We start from the raw sequence: 17696 nt of genomic DNA, 5'->3' as shown, positions 1-17696 counted from the left end.
GAAAGAATATTATTAAAGTAAGGATTGATGAAAATGGCTAAAAAATATAGAGGAAAAACGTTAAAAAAGCTACCGTCAAACGGACGTGGAGAATGTCCATTATGTAAAAAAACAAGAATCAAGCTATTATATCCCCATAGAACAGAGACAAACCAATTGATTCAAGTATGTAAAAATTGTCGTAATAAATAATATGCGCCGGGCTGTCACAAGCCCTTTTTTCTTTATTACAACTCATTTGTGCCACACAAGAACTCTATCCACCTTGATTTCAATCAACTAACGATTCAACTTTCCTAAAAGCCCCATCGTCAAATACTGCTTCTCTTCATTAAAATCCCACGGCCAATATTTTAGTGAAAAATCTGCTTTATTTGCATTCTCAATAAAATCTTTTATAGCAATGAGTGCAGCTCCATATCCTATATTCGAAGCTAAAGCAAAAATGGCATTTGGTCCTTGCTTAATCGTGTCTATGTACTCCGGTTCCATCTTTAAAATATCCGTCCATGTAATAACGAAGCCTGTTGTCTTGCAGCATTTAAAAATGGAATCGTGGTAAGCAAGAATGATGCTATCTCTTAAATCCAAAAACCCTTCTTTGATTTGTTCTAATTCTTCCTTATTATATTGGGTTTCATATTGAGATAACGTATCCAAAGCCCAGTTATAAAACAATTGCGTATAAATAGCTGATGATGCGACAATGTCAAAGCTATCAAGAAAATCTGCCCATTCATCCTTTGAGCTTTCAACCACATACTTCTCTAGATCCCTCACATACTGTAGAATGCTCTCAACCTTCTCACCACATTTCAATAAAGAAGACAAATGATTTTCAAAATCGATGTTCTTTAATCCTGTCACGTCCAGCTCAACGAGTTTGATTTTGTTACGAGTACTTGCTAAGAGATACTGAGCCCCTCTTTTCATACTTTCTACATCGAGATCAAATAAATAAATCGAGTTACAGTTGGATGCCAAATAATTCAACTCTAAATCATCACAATTACCCGCTCCAAAGATGGCTATTTTATCAACGGACGCTTTTTTTGAAAAAACATCATGAAATAAGCCACTTACTTGGTTACGATGACCCTCCCATTTCGTTCTTCTTGACTTATCTCTATTTTCATTCATTTCCCTTTGAAAATCTTCCAAAAATATCTCTCCTTTTATGTATATACCAACATAGTTGCGACACTCACTTCTTATAAAGTAAATCCCGCTGCAACCATTTATAAAATTGTACACTATTTTGTTTTTTAACGGATAATCTTCTCCTGCATAGTTTCTTACCTCTAAGCAAAAAGTAACATTGGAGGTGAACGAAATGAGTAAAAAAATTAAAGAAGACCGTTCCAAGTCAGTCCTTGGTTCTTCACAAGTCGAAGGTCAAGGCACAACTACACAAGAAACAGGTTCTATAGAAGTTCCTTCATCAAATAAAAAACAAAAACGTGATTAACCCTATTTTCTTTCATATGTTAACCAAACCATTGAAGCGAGGCTGAAGCTATGACGACAGAAAAACAAACCCAACATACTCCAAGAATTTACGCTGAGCCCTCAGAAAGTCCAAAACTTGTTATCACTACAAATTTGGATCAAAATGCAACAGAACAAAATCCATATGAACAAAAAAATAGCCCTAACAAGAAAGAATTCAAAGAATTTTTTGATGAATAATATGTTCAGGCGACTCAAATGGGTCGCCCCCTTTTATTCCCGGCTACAACCATGCTCTTAAAATATTTTCCCCATAAAGATTGACAAATAATAAGATTAAGCAATTAAAAAGTATATACAAAAAACTAATGAAATGATAATAATAAAGATACTAAGTATTACCACAGTCTTTTTAGGTGCACGAAATGTTTGATTATTAATAGCAGTAATTTTTTTCATATATACAGCGGTAGCCATAATAATAGTCAAAATACCTAATCCAACCGAAGATATCCCAATAATATTAGCTAATAAGTCACCTATTGGGGAAAGGCTTGATTTCATTGTAAAATGGACATTTGTAACAAGAAACCCTACTCCAATAATAGCAATTGCTGTACGAATCCAAGCTAAAAATGTACGTTCATTAGCTAGATGCTGCTGAATATATGTAGAATCAACAGTTGGAGAGCTGCTTTCTAATTTTTTTGTTCGATTTTCCTTCATAAACAATCACTCACTTACTAAAATAGATGTTATTTTCGTTGTTAAACTCTTCTTATATATAACACTAAAATGATAAAATATTTACTTCTTTTTATACTTTTCACTAGTTCTTTTATGATCTCTCGATTCACTGTAACAATAATTTTCTCCCCAATTAGACCTTGATTAGCCATTACATAGCTTGTTGGAATGGTTCCTTTTTACTTTTAGTCATATATTGATAGAATACTTATTAAAAAGGGGAATGAAAATGAACAGAGTGATTTTATTTGATGGAGAGTGCAATTTTTGTGACCAAAGTGTTCAATTCATCATCAAAAGAGACCCTATAGGCTACTATAAGTTTGCCTCCCTGCAAAGTGATATTGGTAAACAATTGTTAAAACAATTTAATGCTCCAGAAGATATGGATAGTTTCTTTCTGATAGATCATAACAAATGTTATTTTAAATCCTCGGCAGCTCTTCAAGTTTGCAAAAATTTAAAGGGCCTTTGGAAAATCCCCTATTTTCTTTTAATCATTCCAAGACCTATTAGAGATTTCTTTTATGAAATAATCGCCAAAAATAGATACAAATGGTTTGGCAAAAAAGATAGTTGTTTATTACCTTCTCCTGAAATTAGAAATCGGTTCTTATAATACTGTACTTGTCGTAGAGGTTTAAGTTTCTGTTCCAATGTATTTTTTCACCTATATAGTACATGCTTTAAAATAAGGCCTATCAAATTTAGAACAAGTGGAAGGAGTTTCTCACCATGAAAAAAGAAGGTAAACAACATGCAAAAATAAACGCGGAAAAACAAGAAGAATTACAAACCGTAAATGATTTTTCTAACAAAGAAAATACGCAACCAGTACCTCAACCAAAAGACTATGATGAAATAGAGTATTGAGATGAAAGTATACTCCGACACAACCACGAATGGACAAATTCCCCGGGCAACAAATTCAAGGGTGTAGTCAAGAAAAAAACATTTACAAATTTAGTTTTTTAAAATTAGATATGTTATATGGGACTTTTAATTTTAGGTAAATGTGGAATTTTCATTAGGACAAAAAACCAATATCTAACCTCACCATAAAATAACATCACGTTTGAAGTATATCGAGGAAGGATGAGGAACACTAATGTATTATTATCCACCTTTAAATAACACGCTTTATATGCCTTACAGAGATTTAAAAAGTGAAACACTGCAGGCTGTAAAACCTTTTGTGGATTATGGTTTACTAGAAGCAACTTTTACATCATATTCTCATGCACTTACAGAAGTCGCAGCAATCGCCTATTTGCTCGGAAAAGGGTATGACCCGCAAACCGCTTATAAAACGGTTGAATCATGGGAAATGAACGAAAAATTTTTTTAGACATATGAGAATGTTATCTGTTAAGTAACAATTTTATCGAAGGGTTATTGACATTTAAGTCCCTATCAAAACATTTCCAGCATTATCAAACACCAAAAAGCAAATATTAGATGATGGAAGGCCATCAATTTTGCTTTCCAAATGATTGATTGAGGAGTGTTTGACATTGAATAACTGGATATCTGCGCTTTTAAATATAGGGATGCGAAAAAACATGTTTAAAATGTTTGGCAGAAAAAGAAACAATAGAGGGATGATGTGGACGTCTTTATTAGGTCTAGGAGTTAGTGCAGTCGCTTATGGATTAGGTAAAAATCGAAACAGAAATATGCAGAATCCTGTTGAACATGTAACGAACAGGAGTCGAACGCAAACAGCTAATCCAATGCTAAAAGCTGCTCTAACAGAGTTTTCAAAGGAATTAGGACTCGATAAAAATCCTTCGACAAAAAAATGAATTTCATTCACATAAAAATGCCCACTTTAATGTGGGTATTTTTATGTGAATGAAATTGAAATTAGTAAAATCCGAAACAATTTATTCTCTGGCTAAAGAACAAATAATAATTACACATGATATCGTCTAAAATATAGTTGCTATTGACGTGCAAAATAATTTGCGAATCTGGACACTTTATCTAATGTGATGCTGATCATAGTGCCAATAAAGGCACTTCCGATAATATCAGATGGATAATGATGACCTACCCAAATACGTGAAAAGCCAGTCAACACAGATAATATCCACATGATTGAACCAAGGACACGGTCATAAAGAAAGATAGAAGTAGATATAGCAAATACAAGCAGAGTATGTTTACTTGGAAAAGAAGAATCTTTTTTTGAAGGAATAAGTATACCAACCCGACGTTTTACAAATGGACGTGGTTTAAAATAAAACAATTTAATCAAAGTGTTAATAAACAAAGTTAACCCTACAGATATCACCGCATTGCAAGACACTTTTTTGTAAAAATCATTTCTAAACCACATAAAAATCAAAACAAAAATAAATACATAACGAATCTTATTTGATATCAATATCATGAGCAAGTCAATTGGAGAACAACGTCTAGACAGCGGATTGACTGACTGAAATACTTTGTAGTTCATAACAATTATCTCCTTAATTTATAGATGAAGTAATTAGTAACAAACTGTGGAAAACATACGCTAAGGATGAAACTCCCTTCATATTTTTTTAAAATAAAAAAGGATAAGCATCGATATAACAATGTTTATCTTTCCTCATATGTATAAAGTTATGAGTAAACTTTTTTAAAACTTTCATACATCTACAACGCAATATTGATTATGTTACTTCACTGTTTAACTTAGGTCTAACTAGTTTCTCCCACTCTTTTTACTTGTTTCAAGCCTAAGCTTCGCTCAACTATAACAATCGGTATGATTAATAAAGTAGACACCAAAACAATTAGTAATAAAAAAATAGTTGCAAGGAAAAATAAAATATAAAAAAATTTCAAAGGGATAGATTACAAAGAACAACAGGCCGTAATTACGCAAGTATTCTTCTACTAGAAATTTCATTTTATGCATACCCTTTTCAGCACGTATATCTCTATATTCAAATCCCTTGTTATTAAGGTAAAATAATGATTTCTTTGTTAGGTTTAATATATGAGTACAGCAATACATATTAACCATTCTGAATAAAGAATAATGCTTAAAGATTTTAGAAATGATTTCAGATTGATTGAGGTGGTTATATACATGCCAATGTTAGATATAGATGGTGCAAACTTATATTACACTGTTAAAGGAAACGGGATTCCTATCGTTTTTATTCATCCCCCTGTGCTTACCAGTTCAAACTTTAAATACCAAGTAGAAGGATTATCTCGGAATTTTAAAGTTATTACTTTTGATATTAGAGGCCATGGCAGAAGTCAATATTCAGACACGCCAATTATCTATTCACTAATTGTAAAAGATATCAAACGTTTATTAGATCATTTAAACATTCAAAAAGCATTCATATGCGGCTATTCAACCGGTGGCTCTATTGCACTAGAATATTTATTAAATGCCCCTGATAGAGCTCTGGGAGGCATTGTAATAAGCGGTATGTCTGAAGTGAAAGATAGGGAGTTAAAGCAAAAGATTTCTTTAGGAATATCGCTTGCCAATAAAAAAGCAGTTCCACTTCTTGCACTAGCCATTTCGTGGGGCAATTCAAATAAGCAAGAGTTATTCAATAAGATGTTTAATGAGGCCCTAACAGGAGATGCAATAAATATCGAACAGTATTACCGTTATAGTTTGCATTATAATTGTACTAATCAGCTAAAGAACATTACCCTACCCGTTTTACTTGTTTATGGTGAAAAAGATAAACCATTCCATTATTATGCTGAGTTATTACATAAAAACTTGCCATATAATGAATTACAAGTCATTAATCATGTAAAGCATCAAATCCCTACAAAATCAGCTAATGATTTAAATCGACTTATTACACATTTTATTGAGATGACTATGAATGAAATCACACAAAGATATTGATGTAAGAACGCAAAATACCGCTCACCTTATAATGGAATGAGCGGTATTTGACTATATAGACAGATTGCTTTTTAAAAGGGCATACTCCCATTAAACTTTAATGATTGAGTCCGAGACTATTTCTTTCGCTTTTGCGCAGAAAACTCTTTACCATGTGCCTCTTGTTCTGCAATAACAGCTTCTTCTGGAACATGGTTATTCTTTTTTGGAGAATTGATGCGATTACGATGTTTTTTACCCATTATTGAACTCCCCTATCTATATGTTTTAAATTTTGATGATGGTTAGGTCTCATCTTGTATGTTGAACTGTTTGAAACTTCCATCAGGTGTGAGGTCTTACCACTCATTCATTTGTGATAAAAACCGCTTTTAAACAAGCATTATTAGCTTTCCCACCTAAGATGAAAACATGCTCCAGAAGCACTTTTGACCAACTATTGGTTATCCCCTAAGACCTTTACTCTCTTTAAACACTTGAATAAACGTCCCAGGATCATCCTTAACAGTAAAAGGGTATACACCCGCACTTGTATGAAGGTACAATATTCCTTCCTCACCTCCCATTTTCCGAAAAGATATATCATGAACGGTATGAATAGGAAATTCACGATATTTTGTAGTAATTTTATTTTCGTATAAATACATATCACGATCGGAAATGACTGTTCTTTGTTCATTATAGGTGACTTCTCTAAGAATTCTATAATACGGCTGATGAGCTTTCCACTTCATATAAAACATCTCCATCATAATAAGCTAGCCTAATGTTGACTTGATCGATACCTTCTTCGATATCTACTATGATAACAAGAGTCACAAATTGGAAAACGTGATTCATCCGGCAGCTTCTTCCCACATTGTTTACATTTTTTCTGGTAATTGATTACTTCATCTTTTAATTGATCATGCACACCGTTACTAATCTCTTCTCGGACCCTTTCCCAATATATCGCTTCACTCCTCCTATCAATACGATATAAAAATAATAGATGAAGACCAATAGCTTTATACGAAAGCTCAAGCTCCTCTAGATTTCCCCTTTTGATGACTGGTTCTGGAAACTCCCGATTCTCAGCAATCGCGAATATGGTATCCAACCACTGATTGACGAGTCTTGGTTCTTTTGTTGAAAACGGGAGATGAAGAAATCCATATAAATCCATCAAGGGAAAGCGCGCTTCGATTTCCGTATCACAAATAAGTTCATATAGCTCTCGTTCTTCTGAAAGAGAGGCTTTTTTTGTTCCTTTTGGTGGGTCAAATCGATCCCACAGTTCAAAAAATATCCCTAAGTTTCGATAATATTTCTGAAATCGTTCAAATACAGCTGATGTAGGAGCAATGGCAAAAGTTTTAATCGGCTCATCTGCCTGCTCCAGCAGTTTACGCATCATTTTAATGTCAGACGTAAATGCAACTTTACCGGTGTTATAAATGCCTTTCCGCCCAGCTCGCCCAGCAATTTGCTTAACTTCCTGGGAGGTCAATCTTCTCCTGCTCGTTCCATCGAACTTCTCGTTTTCTAAGATGACAATACGACGAATTGGCAGGTTTAACCCCATTCCTATTGCGTCTGTTGCGACAACAACGGAGGTTTCACCACGATTAAAAAGCTCAATTTGCCTTTTTCTTGTTTCTGGAGGCATGCTGCCATATATCATACTGACGTTATGTCCGTTCCGTCGTAAACTGGAAGCTGTTTCAAGAACCCGTCTCCTTGAAAAACAAACAAGAGCATCCCCTTTTTGCGTGTTTTTCAAACTGAACTCTCCATTCTCTACCTCCAAGGGGATTTCACGGCTATATTCATGCAGTTCAATATCAGCCCCATCTAGGAGATTAAGAAGCATCATTTTAGTATTTTGGCTTCCAATGATATGTACTTCTTTTGCATTTGCCTTCGTGATGGCTCGATACCATGAGAAACCACGATCTTTATCAGCAATCATTTGTGCCTCGTCAATGACCATCACTTCATAATAGTCCTTCTCATGAAACATCTCGACTGTAGAGGAAATATGGTTGGCATCCTCCATCAGCTTTTCTTCTTCACCAGTCTTTAAAGAGCACGGGACACCCTCTGCATTCAGCTTGTCATAAACTTCAAGTGCAAGAAGCCGAAGGGGAGCAAGATATAAACCACTTTGAGCGCTCTTCATTTTTTGCAGCGCTTGATAAGTCTTCCCTGTATTCGTCTCTCCAATATGGAGCACGTATCTCGTTTCTTTTCCTAAGACCGCGCTATACGCCTTACCAAAAATATCGTCAAGGATTCTTTCCTCTTCTGCTTTCCGGCGTTCCTGCTCTGCCAACTCTTCGGCCAGTCTTCGTTCTCTAGTCGCTTCATCTTTCTCAAAGATCTCCTGATGCAAAGTTTCGTCAAAAGGAACCCCTGCCAGTCTTAACAAATCAGAAAGGTATTCCTCCTGAAGCTCATCAAAACAAGCCTCAGATAAATCTGCCAATTCATCTCGCAACACCCCTTTTAAAGCTCCTATAGTCAGGGGGTCACCATAAATTTCCGTATAATCCTCCATTAACTTCTCGGGTAAATGTTCCATAACTGTTTTCGGAGCAAAGTCTAAAATGAATTCCGACACAATTCTTTCATAGCGATAGAAATAGGTTTCATATTCAAAGTCGCTTCTTCCCCAAACAAATAGCGAGTGAATATCACCTGTCAATTCTTCAAAGAAATCAGTAAGCATTACATAATCTGTCGCGTTAAACTCCCCCTGCACCCTCAATGGTTCTTCAAGTAAGTAGGGCTCTGTATAATGATACTTTTTCTTATTTTGAATATCATCAGACAACATTCGAGCTACGTGATAACGGACATGCAAATATGAAAGAAAAGCATTCTTATCCAAAAAGTCATAAGCAGCCTTTTGTAGTTTTTCTCGAATATGCCATCGCTGTTCAGCCTGCCTTTTCTCTTCTTGTCTCTTAAAGAAAGTTTGTCTTGCATTGACATATCTTTGCTCCCAGTCTTGCTCATTTTCAGATAAAGTTTGTTTCAGCCAAGGCAGCACATCAAAGGGATAATAATTTCTTAATTCGTTACGGAATAATTTATTAATTAGCTTTTTATCTGTCCCTTCGGTAACATATCCCTTTTCATTCAAAAAGGCCTTTTTTTCTTTTCTCGGTACATCATTTGAAGCTTTATTTAGCCAAACATTAATCCAAATCTGCTCAATATAAGACTGTCTGTCAGAAATATATGTTTGCCAGGCAGGAAGCGTATCTTGTGTCTCTAAATAGCGCTCAATATCCTGGATAACCTTTTGTTTCGTTTGCTCAATTGCGAGCGGATATATCTCTTCTAATTTTCCCATCATAATCCCCTTTTACGTGTCACAATATATAGTTATGCAGTGTTGTTCAATTAGTTAGATTTGAAACTAATAGCCTTTATGGACTTTCATTGTATGACACTTCTTTCTTTAATATCCATATTATATCAACCAGGAGCAAAAACAAAAACATTCGTTCTATTTTAGCCATTCCCTTAGCAAATTTAATTGAATAACTAAATGTACGTATTTGTTATTGTTAACTACCCTTTTTATTTTATAACCTGGCTGAAAAGCTAAGATTGTCCTACCATGTGTAAAGGTCCACTTCTCAGCTTTCCAACTATCTCCTGAACCAAATACAAATTCTTGATTGCAACACCTGTATTTACTGCATCGGAACTTTGAAAAGCCCTTGTAGTGTTTTATAGTGTAGATGCTTTTCTAGCTAATATGCAGCTTGATAAATAAGCTCTACAGGGACTTCAGTTATCTGTGCCATTTTTTCAGATGTCCAACTTGTCTAAAGATTGAAACATAATTATCCTCCTAGAACATCCTACCCAAATACTTAAAGAAGACTAAATAACGTTTTAGCTCCAATACAAGATCATTAAGAAATTCAATTTTTCCTATATTGACGATATCGATGTATTATGTTTTAATATTCTCAATTGTCAACTTATTTTAATTTAAGTTAACATCATTAGGAGGTTCTTATGAAAAAATGGACAACTTACGATCTTGCGCTGATTGCTTTGCTTGCTAGTTTTATAGCGATTACAGGAGCAATTAAGATTCCTATCGGCATTCCAGGCTCAGAATTCCAGCTTTCTGCTCCCATTGCTGTAGCAATTGCTGCTGTATTTGGATTCAAACGCTACCTTCTTGCAGGTATCCTTGCTAGTCTGATTCTATTTCTGCTTGGTATTCATAATCTATTAAACATCGAAATAGCGATGACTTTTCGAATCGTCGCTGGTGGAATAGTAGCTTTATTCGGAACTTCTCTTCCTGTTTTAATACTAGCTGGACCAATCGGGACTGTGGTTGCTCGCTTCGTACTTGCCTTCACTCTTGGCATTCCTTCTGGTCCGTTGCTTTTAGCGGCTATTCCAGGAATGATTTTTACCGCTTTAACAGTATGGCCATTAAAAGAAGTGTTCAAAAAAATTAGTGAAAAACAAAGGAGACATCATCATGTTAAACGAGCTTTATAGCATTAGAATGAGAGCAGCCGAAGGAGGAGCCCATGAACAAGGTGGTCGGCATATATCGGGCGGAGAGCGCCTCGGACAAAAAGAAGAACTATATAAATTGGCAACAGAACTGCTTACTAAATCGCTTAATCATTCCCGTGGTGATTGTGATTTCATTCAGTTAGTAATTGAAAAACTCCAAAATCAAGAAATCAAGACAATTAGCCCTCTTCCTGTTTCCACTGAACATGTACAAAACGTGACGGAAGGACGAAAAAAAGCTGTGTCTCTTCTTTCATTCCTTGAAATCTCAGATGAAGCGATTACACAAGGGCTGAACTTTCTCAAACAATCAACACATCAAAGAGGTGCCATTATTGTAGACAGCCAAACCGGAAAACGGCTAGATCATCAAGAACTGAAAGGTGTACGGGTATCCCGAATGGATTGGCATACACAAAGTTGGAGTAACTGGTCTGCATTTCACCAACCTTTTACCTCTTCTCGTATTAGAGAGGCACTCGCTCTCGCTTCAAAGGTCACAGCTTCTCCTTATACAATAGCTGAATTATGCTGGTCTGATGATCCAGATTATATAACTGGCTATGTGGCAAGTTCTGCTACTGGTTATAAACGGATTACTCACTTAAAAAATATTGGAGAAGATTGTGGAGGACGCATCTTTTTTGTTAAACAACATTGTCCTCTAGATGACTATATTTCTTATTTAGAAACAACACCTGTCTGTATTACATATGAAAACGAAACCGAGCATAGAAGGAGGGCAAGCTCATGACAGATTATCTTAACCAGGAATTACAGCAAATTCGAGAACAAGGATTATTTCGAACACTGCGGAGGATAGATGCAGCAAGTGATACAGAAACAGTGCTAGAAGGAAAAAAGATTCTTCTATTTTCTTCTAATAATTATCTAGGTTTAGCCAATGATTCACGTATGAAAGAAAAAGCCATTGAAGCAATCAAACAATTTGGTACAGGAAGCGGCGGCTCTCGTTTAACGACGGGAAATCTTTCTTTGCATGAACAGTTAGAACGTGACATTGCCTCTTTTAAAGGAAAGGAAGCTAGCCTTGTATTTAGCAGCGGATTCCTAGCAAATGTCGGCATTATTTCTACTTTGATGAAGCAGGGTGATGTTATTTTAAGCGATTCTCTAAACCACGCTAGCATCATTGATGGCTGCCGCTTAAGTAAAGCTGATACGGTTATTTACAATCACGTTGATATGAACGATTTAGAGAAAAAATTACAAAGTGTAACCTCTTATCAACGAAAGCTAATTGTTACAGACGGTGTGTTCAGCATGGACGGAAATATTGCTCCACTTCCTGCTATCGTCTTACTTGCAAAAAAATACGGAGCTATGGTAATGGTCGATGATGCACACTCTACGGGAATTCTGGGTAAAACAGGTGCTGGTACAGCCGAATATTTTGGATTGACGCAGCAGATCGATTTATTAATGGGAACGCTTAGTAAATCAATTGGCGCAGAGGGTGGATATGTCGCGGCATCTCAATCCCTCATTCAATATTTGCGCAATAAAGCTCGTTCTTTTATTTTCCAAACGGCTTTATCTCCTAGTGTTGTCGCTGCTAGTATAGAAGGAATTCGTATCATTCGTGAAGAAAGAGAAAGAAGCGTACGACTGCTTGAAAATGCGGAATTTTTACGGAACGGATTGAAAAAATCAGGTTTTACACTTGTAGATGGCTCTACTCCGATTCTTGCGGTTTTAATTGGTTCCGCACAAGATGCTGTGCGTTTTTCCAAAAGATTAGAAGAAGAAGGAATTTTTGCTCCAGCTATTCGCCCACCTACAGTACCTAAAGGCATGAGCCGTATTCGCCTAACCATAATGGCCACTCATCAGCAGGAACAGTTGGAATACGCTTTACATACCTTTGTGAAAATCGGAAAAGAGATGAATCTTCTTTCTACAAAAAATGTCATACAATCGAAATAGGAATCAAATAAAAAGCATTTCTCTATAAATAATGAGGAATGCTTTTTATTTTATCTAAAATTAAAGGGATAATTAAATAACAATAAAAATATTATTAAAATAAATAATTTTTTATTTTAAAACGATAAACCGTATGTTAAATTCAAATTGAAAATAAATAAGTGAGGTGCTTTTTATGAAACAAGTTACAACACTATTTTTAAAAATAGCTGTTATTTTTATTGGAATCCCAGTTCTTGCTTTGTGTATCTTTTTGGTGCCTGAGATAGGAAATATTACAGCACAATTGCTGCCAGAGTTTGCTTATATAAAATATCTCGTTTCCATCGTTTTTTATGCATCGGCGATACCTTTTTACTTTGCTCTGTATCAGGCATTTAAACTTTTAAGATATATTGACAAGAACAAAGCTTTCTCCGAATTATCTGTAAAAGCTTTAAAGAAAATCAAATACTGTGCCATCACAATCAGTAGCTTACATGTGCTAGTCTTGCCGCTCTTCTATCTATTTGCGGATAAAGACGACGCCCCAGGTGTCATCTTTATCGGATTGGTCGTTCCTTTTGCTTCAATGGTGATTGCAGTCTTTGCTGCTGTTCTTCAAAAACTGTTAAAAGAAGCGATTGATATAAAATCAGAAAATGACTTAACGGTCTGAGGTGAAAACAATGGCAATTATAATCAATATTGATGTGATGTTGGCGAAAAGGAAAATGAGCGTGACAGAACTATCCGAGAGAGTTGGCATAACAATGGCTAACCTTTCTATATTGAAGAATGGAAAGGCAAAAGCGATTCGATTATCCACTTTAGAGGCGATTTGTAAGGCTTTAGAATGTCAGCCTGGAGATATTTTAGAATACAAAAGTGATGAAGACACCCAATAAGCAGAACTTACACATATTCAGAAAAAACTTTCGGAGGCACCAATCATGAGAACACTAAAACAACTCGTTCGTTTTGGTTGGGAGCAGGCCCTATCGTGTTTGTTTCCTGTCATTATTTTTGCTGCTTTGGCTTTTACACAAATCATGCCACTTCCCTTCCTGCCACGGTATGACTGGCTGCTCATCATCTGCCTTCTGATGCAGTGGTACATGGTGCGTTCTGGGCTTGAAACACGGGATGAACTAAAGGTTATCACATTGTTCCACCTTATTGGACTTACTCTTGAACTTTTCAAGGTACATATGGGCTCCTGGTCTTATCCAGAGGAAGGATATTTCAAAATTTTTGGAGTGCCTTTGTATAGTGGATTCATGTACGCAAGTGTAGCGAGTTATCTTTGCCAGGCATGGAGGCGGTTGAAGGTTGAACTGGTTAGGTGGCCACCATTTTTGGTAGTTGTACCTCTTGCAGCTGCGATTTATTTGAATTTTTTCACCCACCATTATTGGATTGACGTTCGTTGGTGGTTATCTGGACTTGTAATGCTCGTCTTTTGGCAATCATGGGTTACATACGAGGTTGATGGAACTCGTTATCGTATGCCACTCGCACTTTCTTTTGTACTCATCGGGTTCTTTATATGGATAGCTGAAAATATCGCAACGTTCTTTGGAGCGTGGAAATATCCAAACCAAACCGAAGCATGGAGTCTCGTTCATCTAGGAAAGGTAAGTTCATGGCTCTTATTGGTGATTGTTAGCTTTCTCATAGTAGCGACGTTAAAGCAGGTGAAGGGAAGAAGTTCCACTAGGATGGATACCAGTCAATTTTTCTAACTGTTAAGGATCTTTAGGTTGAAGTTCTCCTAGCGTACAAAATTCGGAATAAAATAAATTGGAAAAAGGACATGGCATATTTGTTATATAAAATATGTTATATCCTTTTATTTATTTGATTTAGATCCTGATAAAACATTATATATAATCCCATCTTTATCCTCTCCCCTGATTTCTCAGGGATATCCTTAGGGGCATTCAAAAACCGTAATAGGCTATAAATAAATTAAGAAACAAAAAAGAGCAGAGCTAATTAACAGCCCTACTCTCATTTACATGATTTAATTACTCCGCATCAAATACTCTTACTTCTTTCATTGTGTCACCATTTTTCATAGCTCTTGCAGTTTCAAGACCTGATGTCACTTTACCAAAGACAGTGTGGACTCCATTTAGGTGAGGTTGCGGCTCATGAACAATGAAAAACTGACTAGAGCCTGTATCTCTACCAGCATGAGCCATAGATAAGCTGCCTGCTTCATGTTTATGAGGATTTCCCTCAGTCTCACATTTAATAGTAGTACCACTTCCACCCATTCCTGTACCTGTAGGGTCTCCACCTTGGCTTACAAACCCTGGAATTACTCTATGGAAAACTACTCCATCATAAAAGCCTTCATTAGCTAGTTTTTCAAAGTTAGCTACTGTGTTAGGAGCTTCATTAGGATAAAATTCAAGCTCAATCTTTTCTCCATTTTCCATTACAATGTATCCCTTTTTAGCCATTCTGTTCATCTCCTTAAATTATGTATGTAAAACCAATGTATATAATATCATTTATAATTCAATAAAAAAAGCAGAGAGATTATCAAGGAGTTAACGCACTAAAAATCCCATTGACTATTATCAGAATATTCCCTACAATTGTTTCCATTATCTATCGAAGAGATACAAATAGATGGGAGATTAGTAACATGAAAGATTTTTTCAGCAAGTTGTTAACTGGAATGAGCATCGGAATCGTTGTTTCGTTAATTCCAAATGCCCTATTAGGGGAAATTCTTAAACTATTAATTCCACATTTCCCTGCTTTACAATCTATTTTAGACATTACAGTGATTGTCATGAGCTTCTTGCCAGTTATGATTGGGGTAATGGTAGGGGTTACGTTTAAGTTAACAGCCATTCAAACAGCAAGCATTGGGATTGCAGCGATGGTTGGCAGCGGTGTTGTGCAAAAAACAGCAGAAGGGGCCTTTACGCTTAATGGAATTGGAATCGTAATTAATACCGGAATTACAGCTGCTTTAACGGTGTTATTTGTTCAATTTCTTGGCAATCGATTAAAAGAGTACTCCATTCTTTTAATGCCGACGTTAAGTATTTTAATCCCAGGCATGATTGGTTATTCCATTCTACCATTTGTCAAACATTCTACTGGTTTACTAGGCGTTGCTGTTGCCAATTTGACATCATTACAACCTGTTTTAATGGGAGCACTTATTTCTGTTATTTTCTGTATCATTATATTGTCACCTATTTCAACAGTAGGAGTTGCAACGGTTATTATGCTTTCTGGTATCGGATCCGGTGCAGCGAATTTAGGTATTGTAGCTGCGGGTGTCGGTCTAGCCATTGCTAGCTATAAAGCAAACTCACTTGGAACAGCATTAGCGCATGTGTTAGGTTCTCCTAAAATTCAAATGCGAAACTTTTTCATGAAGCCAAAAATCGCTTTTCCAATGTTAATCACAGCAGCAGTTCTTGGAGCTCTGGCCGGTGTATTAAATATTCAAGGAACACCTTATAGTGCTGGCTTCGGGTTATCAGGATTAGTCGGACCGCTCAATTATATAAATTTAGCTGACGGTGGCTGGACTACTAAAAATATGACCATCATGCTAAGTACATTCTTCATTATTCCGATTGGATTGAACCTTGTTCTAATCTACCTATTCTCTAAAAAATTAAAAATGATTAAAGCAGAAGATTATAAGTTACAGTTTGATTAATATCTTACACAGCTTCATAAAAGCTTGTAGACAACGCCTCCATATCAGGGTCTGTCTACAAGCTTTTTTTATATTAAAACTATGTAAATTTTCTATTAATCAAATTGAAAACGAACCATGCACTATGTTACATTTTATGAAAATTTGATTTTACCGTTGCAAGATTAAAAGAATGGAGAACCTCGATATGAACAGTAGATTTAAATCATTACTAGAAATACTCTTCGTTTCGACTAAACTTGGATTAACATCGTTTGGCGGTCCCGTTGCTCATTTAGGATATTTCCACGAGGTATATATTCGAAGAAGAAAATGGATGGATGAAAAAAGTTATGCGGACTTAGTAGCACTCTCTCAATTCTTACCCGGTCCAGCTAGTAGCCAAGTAGGAATCGGGATAGGAGTTATGCGCGCAGGAATTCTAGGTGGAATCGTAGCTTTTATCGGATTTACACTTCCTTCCGTAATTGCTCTCATACTATTTGCTATACTCCTTCAAGGGCTGGATACAGGAGAAGCTGGCTGGATACACGGATTAAAAATAGTGGCAGTAGCCGTAGTTGCACATGCTATTTTAGGGATGGCAAAAAATTTAACTCCTGATTTAAAGAGAAAAACCATTGCATTATTCGCATTAGTAGGAACACTTTTATGGCAATCCATTCTTACTCAAGTAGTTGTTATTTGCATTTCTGCCCTTCTTGGTTATCTTCTATATAAACAACATACTAAAAGTGACGAAGAAAGTATCCAGTTCCCCATTACAAGAAAAGTGGGAATCGTATGTTTAACAGTATTCTTTGGATTATTAATTCTATTGCCTATTTTAAAGGAGATAACTGCATCTCACTGGGTAGCCATGTTTGATAGCTTCTATCGATCTGGTTCCTTAGTGTTTGGCGGCGGTCACGTTGTTCTCCCTTTACTAGAAAGAGAATTGGTTCCCACTGGATGGATTAGCGAAGAAGCTTTCTTAGCTGGCTATGGTGTGACCCAAGCAGTACCCGGCCCCTTATTTACATTTGCCGCTTATTTAGGTGCTATTATGTATGGGTGGCAGGGCGGCTTAGTCGCAACTATCGCTATATTCTTACCCGCCTTCCTTCTAATCCTTGGTATGTTACCATTTTGGGATACTTTACGTCGTAATCCTAAAATTAAAGGGGCGTTTATGGGTATAAATGCTGCAGTAGTAGGAATTTTAATTTCAGCATTTTACCATCCTATTTGGACTAGCTCCATTCTAACCTCCATTGACTTTACCTTAGCTGCCATCTTATTTAGTATGCTTATGTTTTGGAAGCTCCCTCCTTGGATTATTGTTGTTTGCGGAGCCATTGGCGGTACATTACTTACATTTATTGAATCAAATATTTTCTAAGCTACCAAGTTTGGTAGCTTAGAAAATATTTCAAACTCAAAAAAATAGGCACAAACCAGAAGCCTGTGTCAAAGTCATCTCTC

General features: G+C 36.1%; 22 protein-coding genes. 15 read left to right on the top strand and 7 right to left on the bottom strand.

Going from position 1 to position 17696, the window contains the following annotated elements; translation table 11 throughout:
• Window positions 1-279 precede the first annotated feature (279 nt).
• Entirely contained in the window at window positions 280-1161 is an 882-nt protein-coding gene (locus tag BAOM_RS09425; protein ID WP_127760056.1) for a hypothetical protein, read from the bottom strand.
• Window positions 1162-1333: 172 nt separating this feature from the next.
• On the opposite strand from BAOM_RS09425, the gene BAOM_RS09420 reads away from it, so the two are divergent.
• Entirely contained in the window at window positions 1334-1468 is a 135-nt protein-coding gene (locus BAOM_RS09420; protein WP_119117925.1) for a YuzL family protein, read from the top strand.
• Between the two features lie 50 nt (window positions 1469-1518).
• Entirely contained in the window at window positions 1519-1689 is a 171-nt protein-coding gene (locus BAOM_RS24315) for a hypothetical protein (RefSeq protein WP_164853176.1), read from the top strand.
• 96 nt (window positions 1690-1785) lie between these two features.
• On the opposite strand, the gene BAOM_RS09415 is transcribed toward BAOM_RS24315, so the two are convergent.
• Complete coding sequence (locus tag BAOM_RS09415; RefSeq protein ID WP_127760055.1) at window positions 1786-2175, bottom strand: YidH family protein; 390 nt, start codon at window positions 2173-2175, stop codon at window positions 1786-1788.
• 250 nt (window positions 2176-2425) lie between these two features.
• Between BAOM_RS09415 and BAOM_RS09410 the strand changes: the two genes are divergently transcribed.
• The 4 genes from BAOM_RS09410 to BAOM_RS09400 all read left to right on the top strand — a co-directional run bounded on the left by BAOM_RS09410 (window position 2426) and on the right by BAOM_RS09400 (window position 4001).
• Window positions 2426-2815 carry a thiol-disulfide oxidoreductase DCC family protein gene (locus BAOM_RS09410; protein ID WP_127760054.1) on the top strand — a complete coding sequence of 130 codons (390 nt, stop codon included), beginning with the start codon at window positions 2426-2428 and terminating at the stop codon, window positions 2813-2815.
• A gap of 116 nt (window positions 2816-2931) precedes the next feature.
• On the top strand, window positions 2932-3069 hold the full coding sequence (locus tag BAOM_RS24310) for a hypothetical protein (protein WP_164853175.1): 138 nt from the start codon (window positions 2932-2934) through the stop codon (window positions 3067-3069).
• Window positions 3070-3304: 235 nt separating this feature from the next.
• The gene (locus BAOM_RS09405; protein WP_127760053.1) at window positions 3305-3544 is read left to right on the top strand and encodes a hypothetical protein; all 240 of its coding nucleotides are present in this window, start codon (window positions 3305-3307) and stop codon (window positions 3542-3544) included.
• Between the two features lie 166 nt (window positions 3545-3710).
• Window positions 3711-4001, top strand: a complete 291-nt coding sequence (locus tag BAOM_RS09400; RefSeq protein WP_127760052.1) for a hypothetical protein — start codon at window positions 3711-3713, stop codon at window positions 3999-4001.
• A gap of 140 nt (window positions 4002-4141) precedes the next feature.
• On the opposite strand, the gene BAOM_RS09395 is transcribed toward BAOM_RS09400, so the two are convergent.
• Window positions 4142-4657, bottom strand: a complete 516-nt coding sequence (locus tag BAOM_RS09395; protein WP_127760051.1) for an undecaprenyl-diphosphatase — start codon at window positions 4655-4657, stop codon at window positions 4142-4144.
• A 621-nt stretch (window positions 4658-5278) separates the two neighbouring features.
• Between BAOM_RS09395 and BAOM_RS09390 the strand changes: the two genes are divergently transcribed.
• Window positions 5279-6070 (top strand): alpha/beta fold hydrolase, encoded by a 792-nt coding sequence (locus BAOM_RS09390; protein WP_127760050.1) that lies wholly within the window; start codon window positions 5279-5281, stop codon window positions 6068-6070.
• Window positions 6071-6186: 116 nt separating this feature from the next.
• Here the strand turns inward: BAOM_RS09390 and BAOM_RS24935 are convergent, their stop codons facing one another.
• The 3 genes from BAOM_RS24935 to BAOM_RS09380 all read right to left on the bottom strand — a co-directional run bounded on the left by BAOM_RS24935 (window position 6187) and on the right by BAOM_RS09380 (window position 9410).
• The gene (locus tag BAOM_RS24935) at window positions 6187-6312 is read right to left on the bottom strand and encodes a hypothetical protein (RefSeq protein WP_252283341.1); all 126 of its coding nucleotides are present in this window, start codon (window positions 6310-6312) and stop codon (window positions 6187-6189) included.
• Between the two features lie 201 nt (window positions 6313-6513).
• Window positions 6514-6804, bottom strand: coding sequence for a hypothetical protein (locus BAOM_RS09385; RefSeq protein WP_127760049.1), 291 nt, complete (start codon window positions 6802-6804; stop codon window positions 6514-6516).
• A 29-nt stretch (window positions 6805-6833) separates the two neighbouring features.
• Window positions 6834-9410 carry a DEAD/DEAH box helicase gene (locus BAOM_RS09380; RefSeq protein ID WP_127762513.1) on the bottom strand — a complete coding sequence of 859 codons (2577 nt, stop codon included), beginning with the start codon at window positions 9408-9410 and terminating at the stop codon, window positions 6834-6836.
• Window positions 9411-10087: 677 nt separating this feature from the next.
• Between BAOM_RS09380 and BAOM_RS09375 the strand changes: the two genes are divergently transcribed.
• From BAOM_RS09375 to BAOM_RS09350, 6 genes are all read left to right on the top strand, one after another.
• Window positions 10088-10588 carry a hypothetical protein gene (locus BAOM_RS09375; RefSeq protein WP_127760048.1) on the top strand — a complete coding sequence of 167 codons (501 nt, stop codon included), beginning with the start codon at window positions 10088-10090 and terminating at the stop codon, window positions 10586-10588.
• Entirely contained in the window at window positions 10569-11363 is a 795-nt protein-coding gene (locus tag BAOM_RS09370; protein ID WP_127760047.1) for a 6-carboxyhexanoate--CoA ligase, read from the top strand. Before BAOM_RS09375 ends, BAOM_RS09370 begins: the two co-directional genes overlap by 20 nt.
• The gene (gene bioF / locus BAOM_RS09365) at window positions 11360-12556 is read left to right on the top strand and encodes an 8-amino-7-oxononanoate synthase (protein ID WP_127760046.1); all 1197 of its coding nucleotides are present in this window, start codon (window positions 11360-11362) and stop codon (window positions 12554-12556) included. The genes BAOM_RS09370 and bioF overlap by 4 nt, the downstream gene beginning before the upstream one ends.
• Window positions 12557-12731: 175 nt before the next feature.
• Window positions 12732-13214 carry a DUF2975 domain-containing protein gene (locus tag BAOM_RS09360; protein ID WP_127760045.1) on the top strand — a complete coding sequence of 161 codons (483 nt, stop codon included), beginning with the start codon at window positions 12732-12734 and terminating at the stop codon, window positions 13212-13214.
• Window positions 13215-13224: 10 nt separating this feature from the next.
• Window positions 13225-13443, top strand: coding sequence for a helix-turn-helix domain-containing protein (locus tag BAOM_RS09355; RefSeq protein WP_119117935.1), 219 nt, complete (start codon window positions 13225-13227; stop codon window positions 13441-13443).
• 45 nt (window positions 13444-13488) lie between these two features.
• Window positions 13489-14280 (top strand): DUF817 domain-containing protein, encoded by a 792-nt coding sequence (locus BAOM_RS09350; RefSeq protein ID WP_127760044.1) that lies wholly within the window; start codon window positions 13489-13491, stop codon window positions 14278-14280.
• Window positions 14281-14565: 285 nt separating this feature from the next.
• On the opposite strand, the gene BAOM_RS09345 is transcribed toward BAOM_RS09350, so the two are convergent.
• The gene (locus BAOM_RS09345) at window positions 14566-15006 is read right to left on the bottom strand and encodes a peptidylprolyl isomerase (RefSeq protein WP_127760043.1); all 441 of its coding nucleotides are present in this window, start codon (window positions 15004-15006) and stop codon (window positions 14566-14568) included.
• 188 nt (window positions 15007-15194) lie between these two features.
• Here BAOM_RS09345 and BAOM_RS09340 point away from each other — a divergent pair, with 188 nt between their 5' ends.
• Both BAOM_RS09340 and BAOM_RS09335 read left to right on the top strand, forming a co-directional pair.
• Window positions 15195-16232 (top strand): PTS sugar transporter subunit IIC, encoded by a 1038-nt coding sequence (locus tag BAOM_RS09340; protein WP_127760042.1) that lies wholly within the window; start codon window positions 15195-15197, stop codon window positions 16230-16232.
• Between the two features lie 187 nt (window positions 16233-16419).
• Window positions 16420-17613, top strand: a complete 1194-nt coding sequence (locus BAOM_RS09335) for a chromate transporter (protein WP_252283336.1) — start codon at window positions 16420-16422, stop codon at window positions 17611-17613.
• The last annotated feature ends 83 nt before the right edge of the window (window positions 17614-17696 follow it).

This window comes from Peribacillus asahii (assembly GCF_004006295.1).
Taxonomy (GTDB): Bacteria; Bacillota; Bacilli; order Bacillales; family DSM-1321; genus Peribacillus; species Peribacillus asahii_A.
Note: the sequence above shows the minus strand (reverse complement) of the source record. Positions and strands in the feature narration are given on the sequence as shown.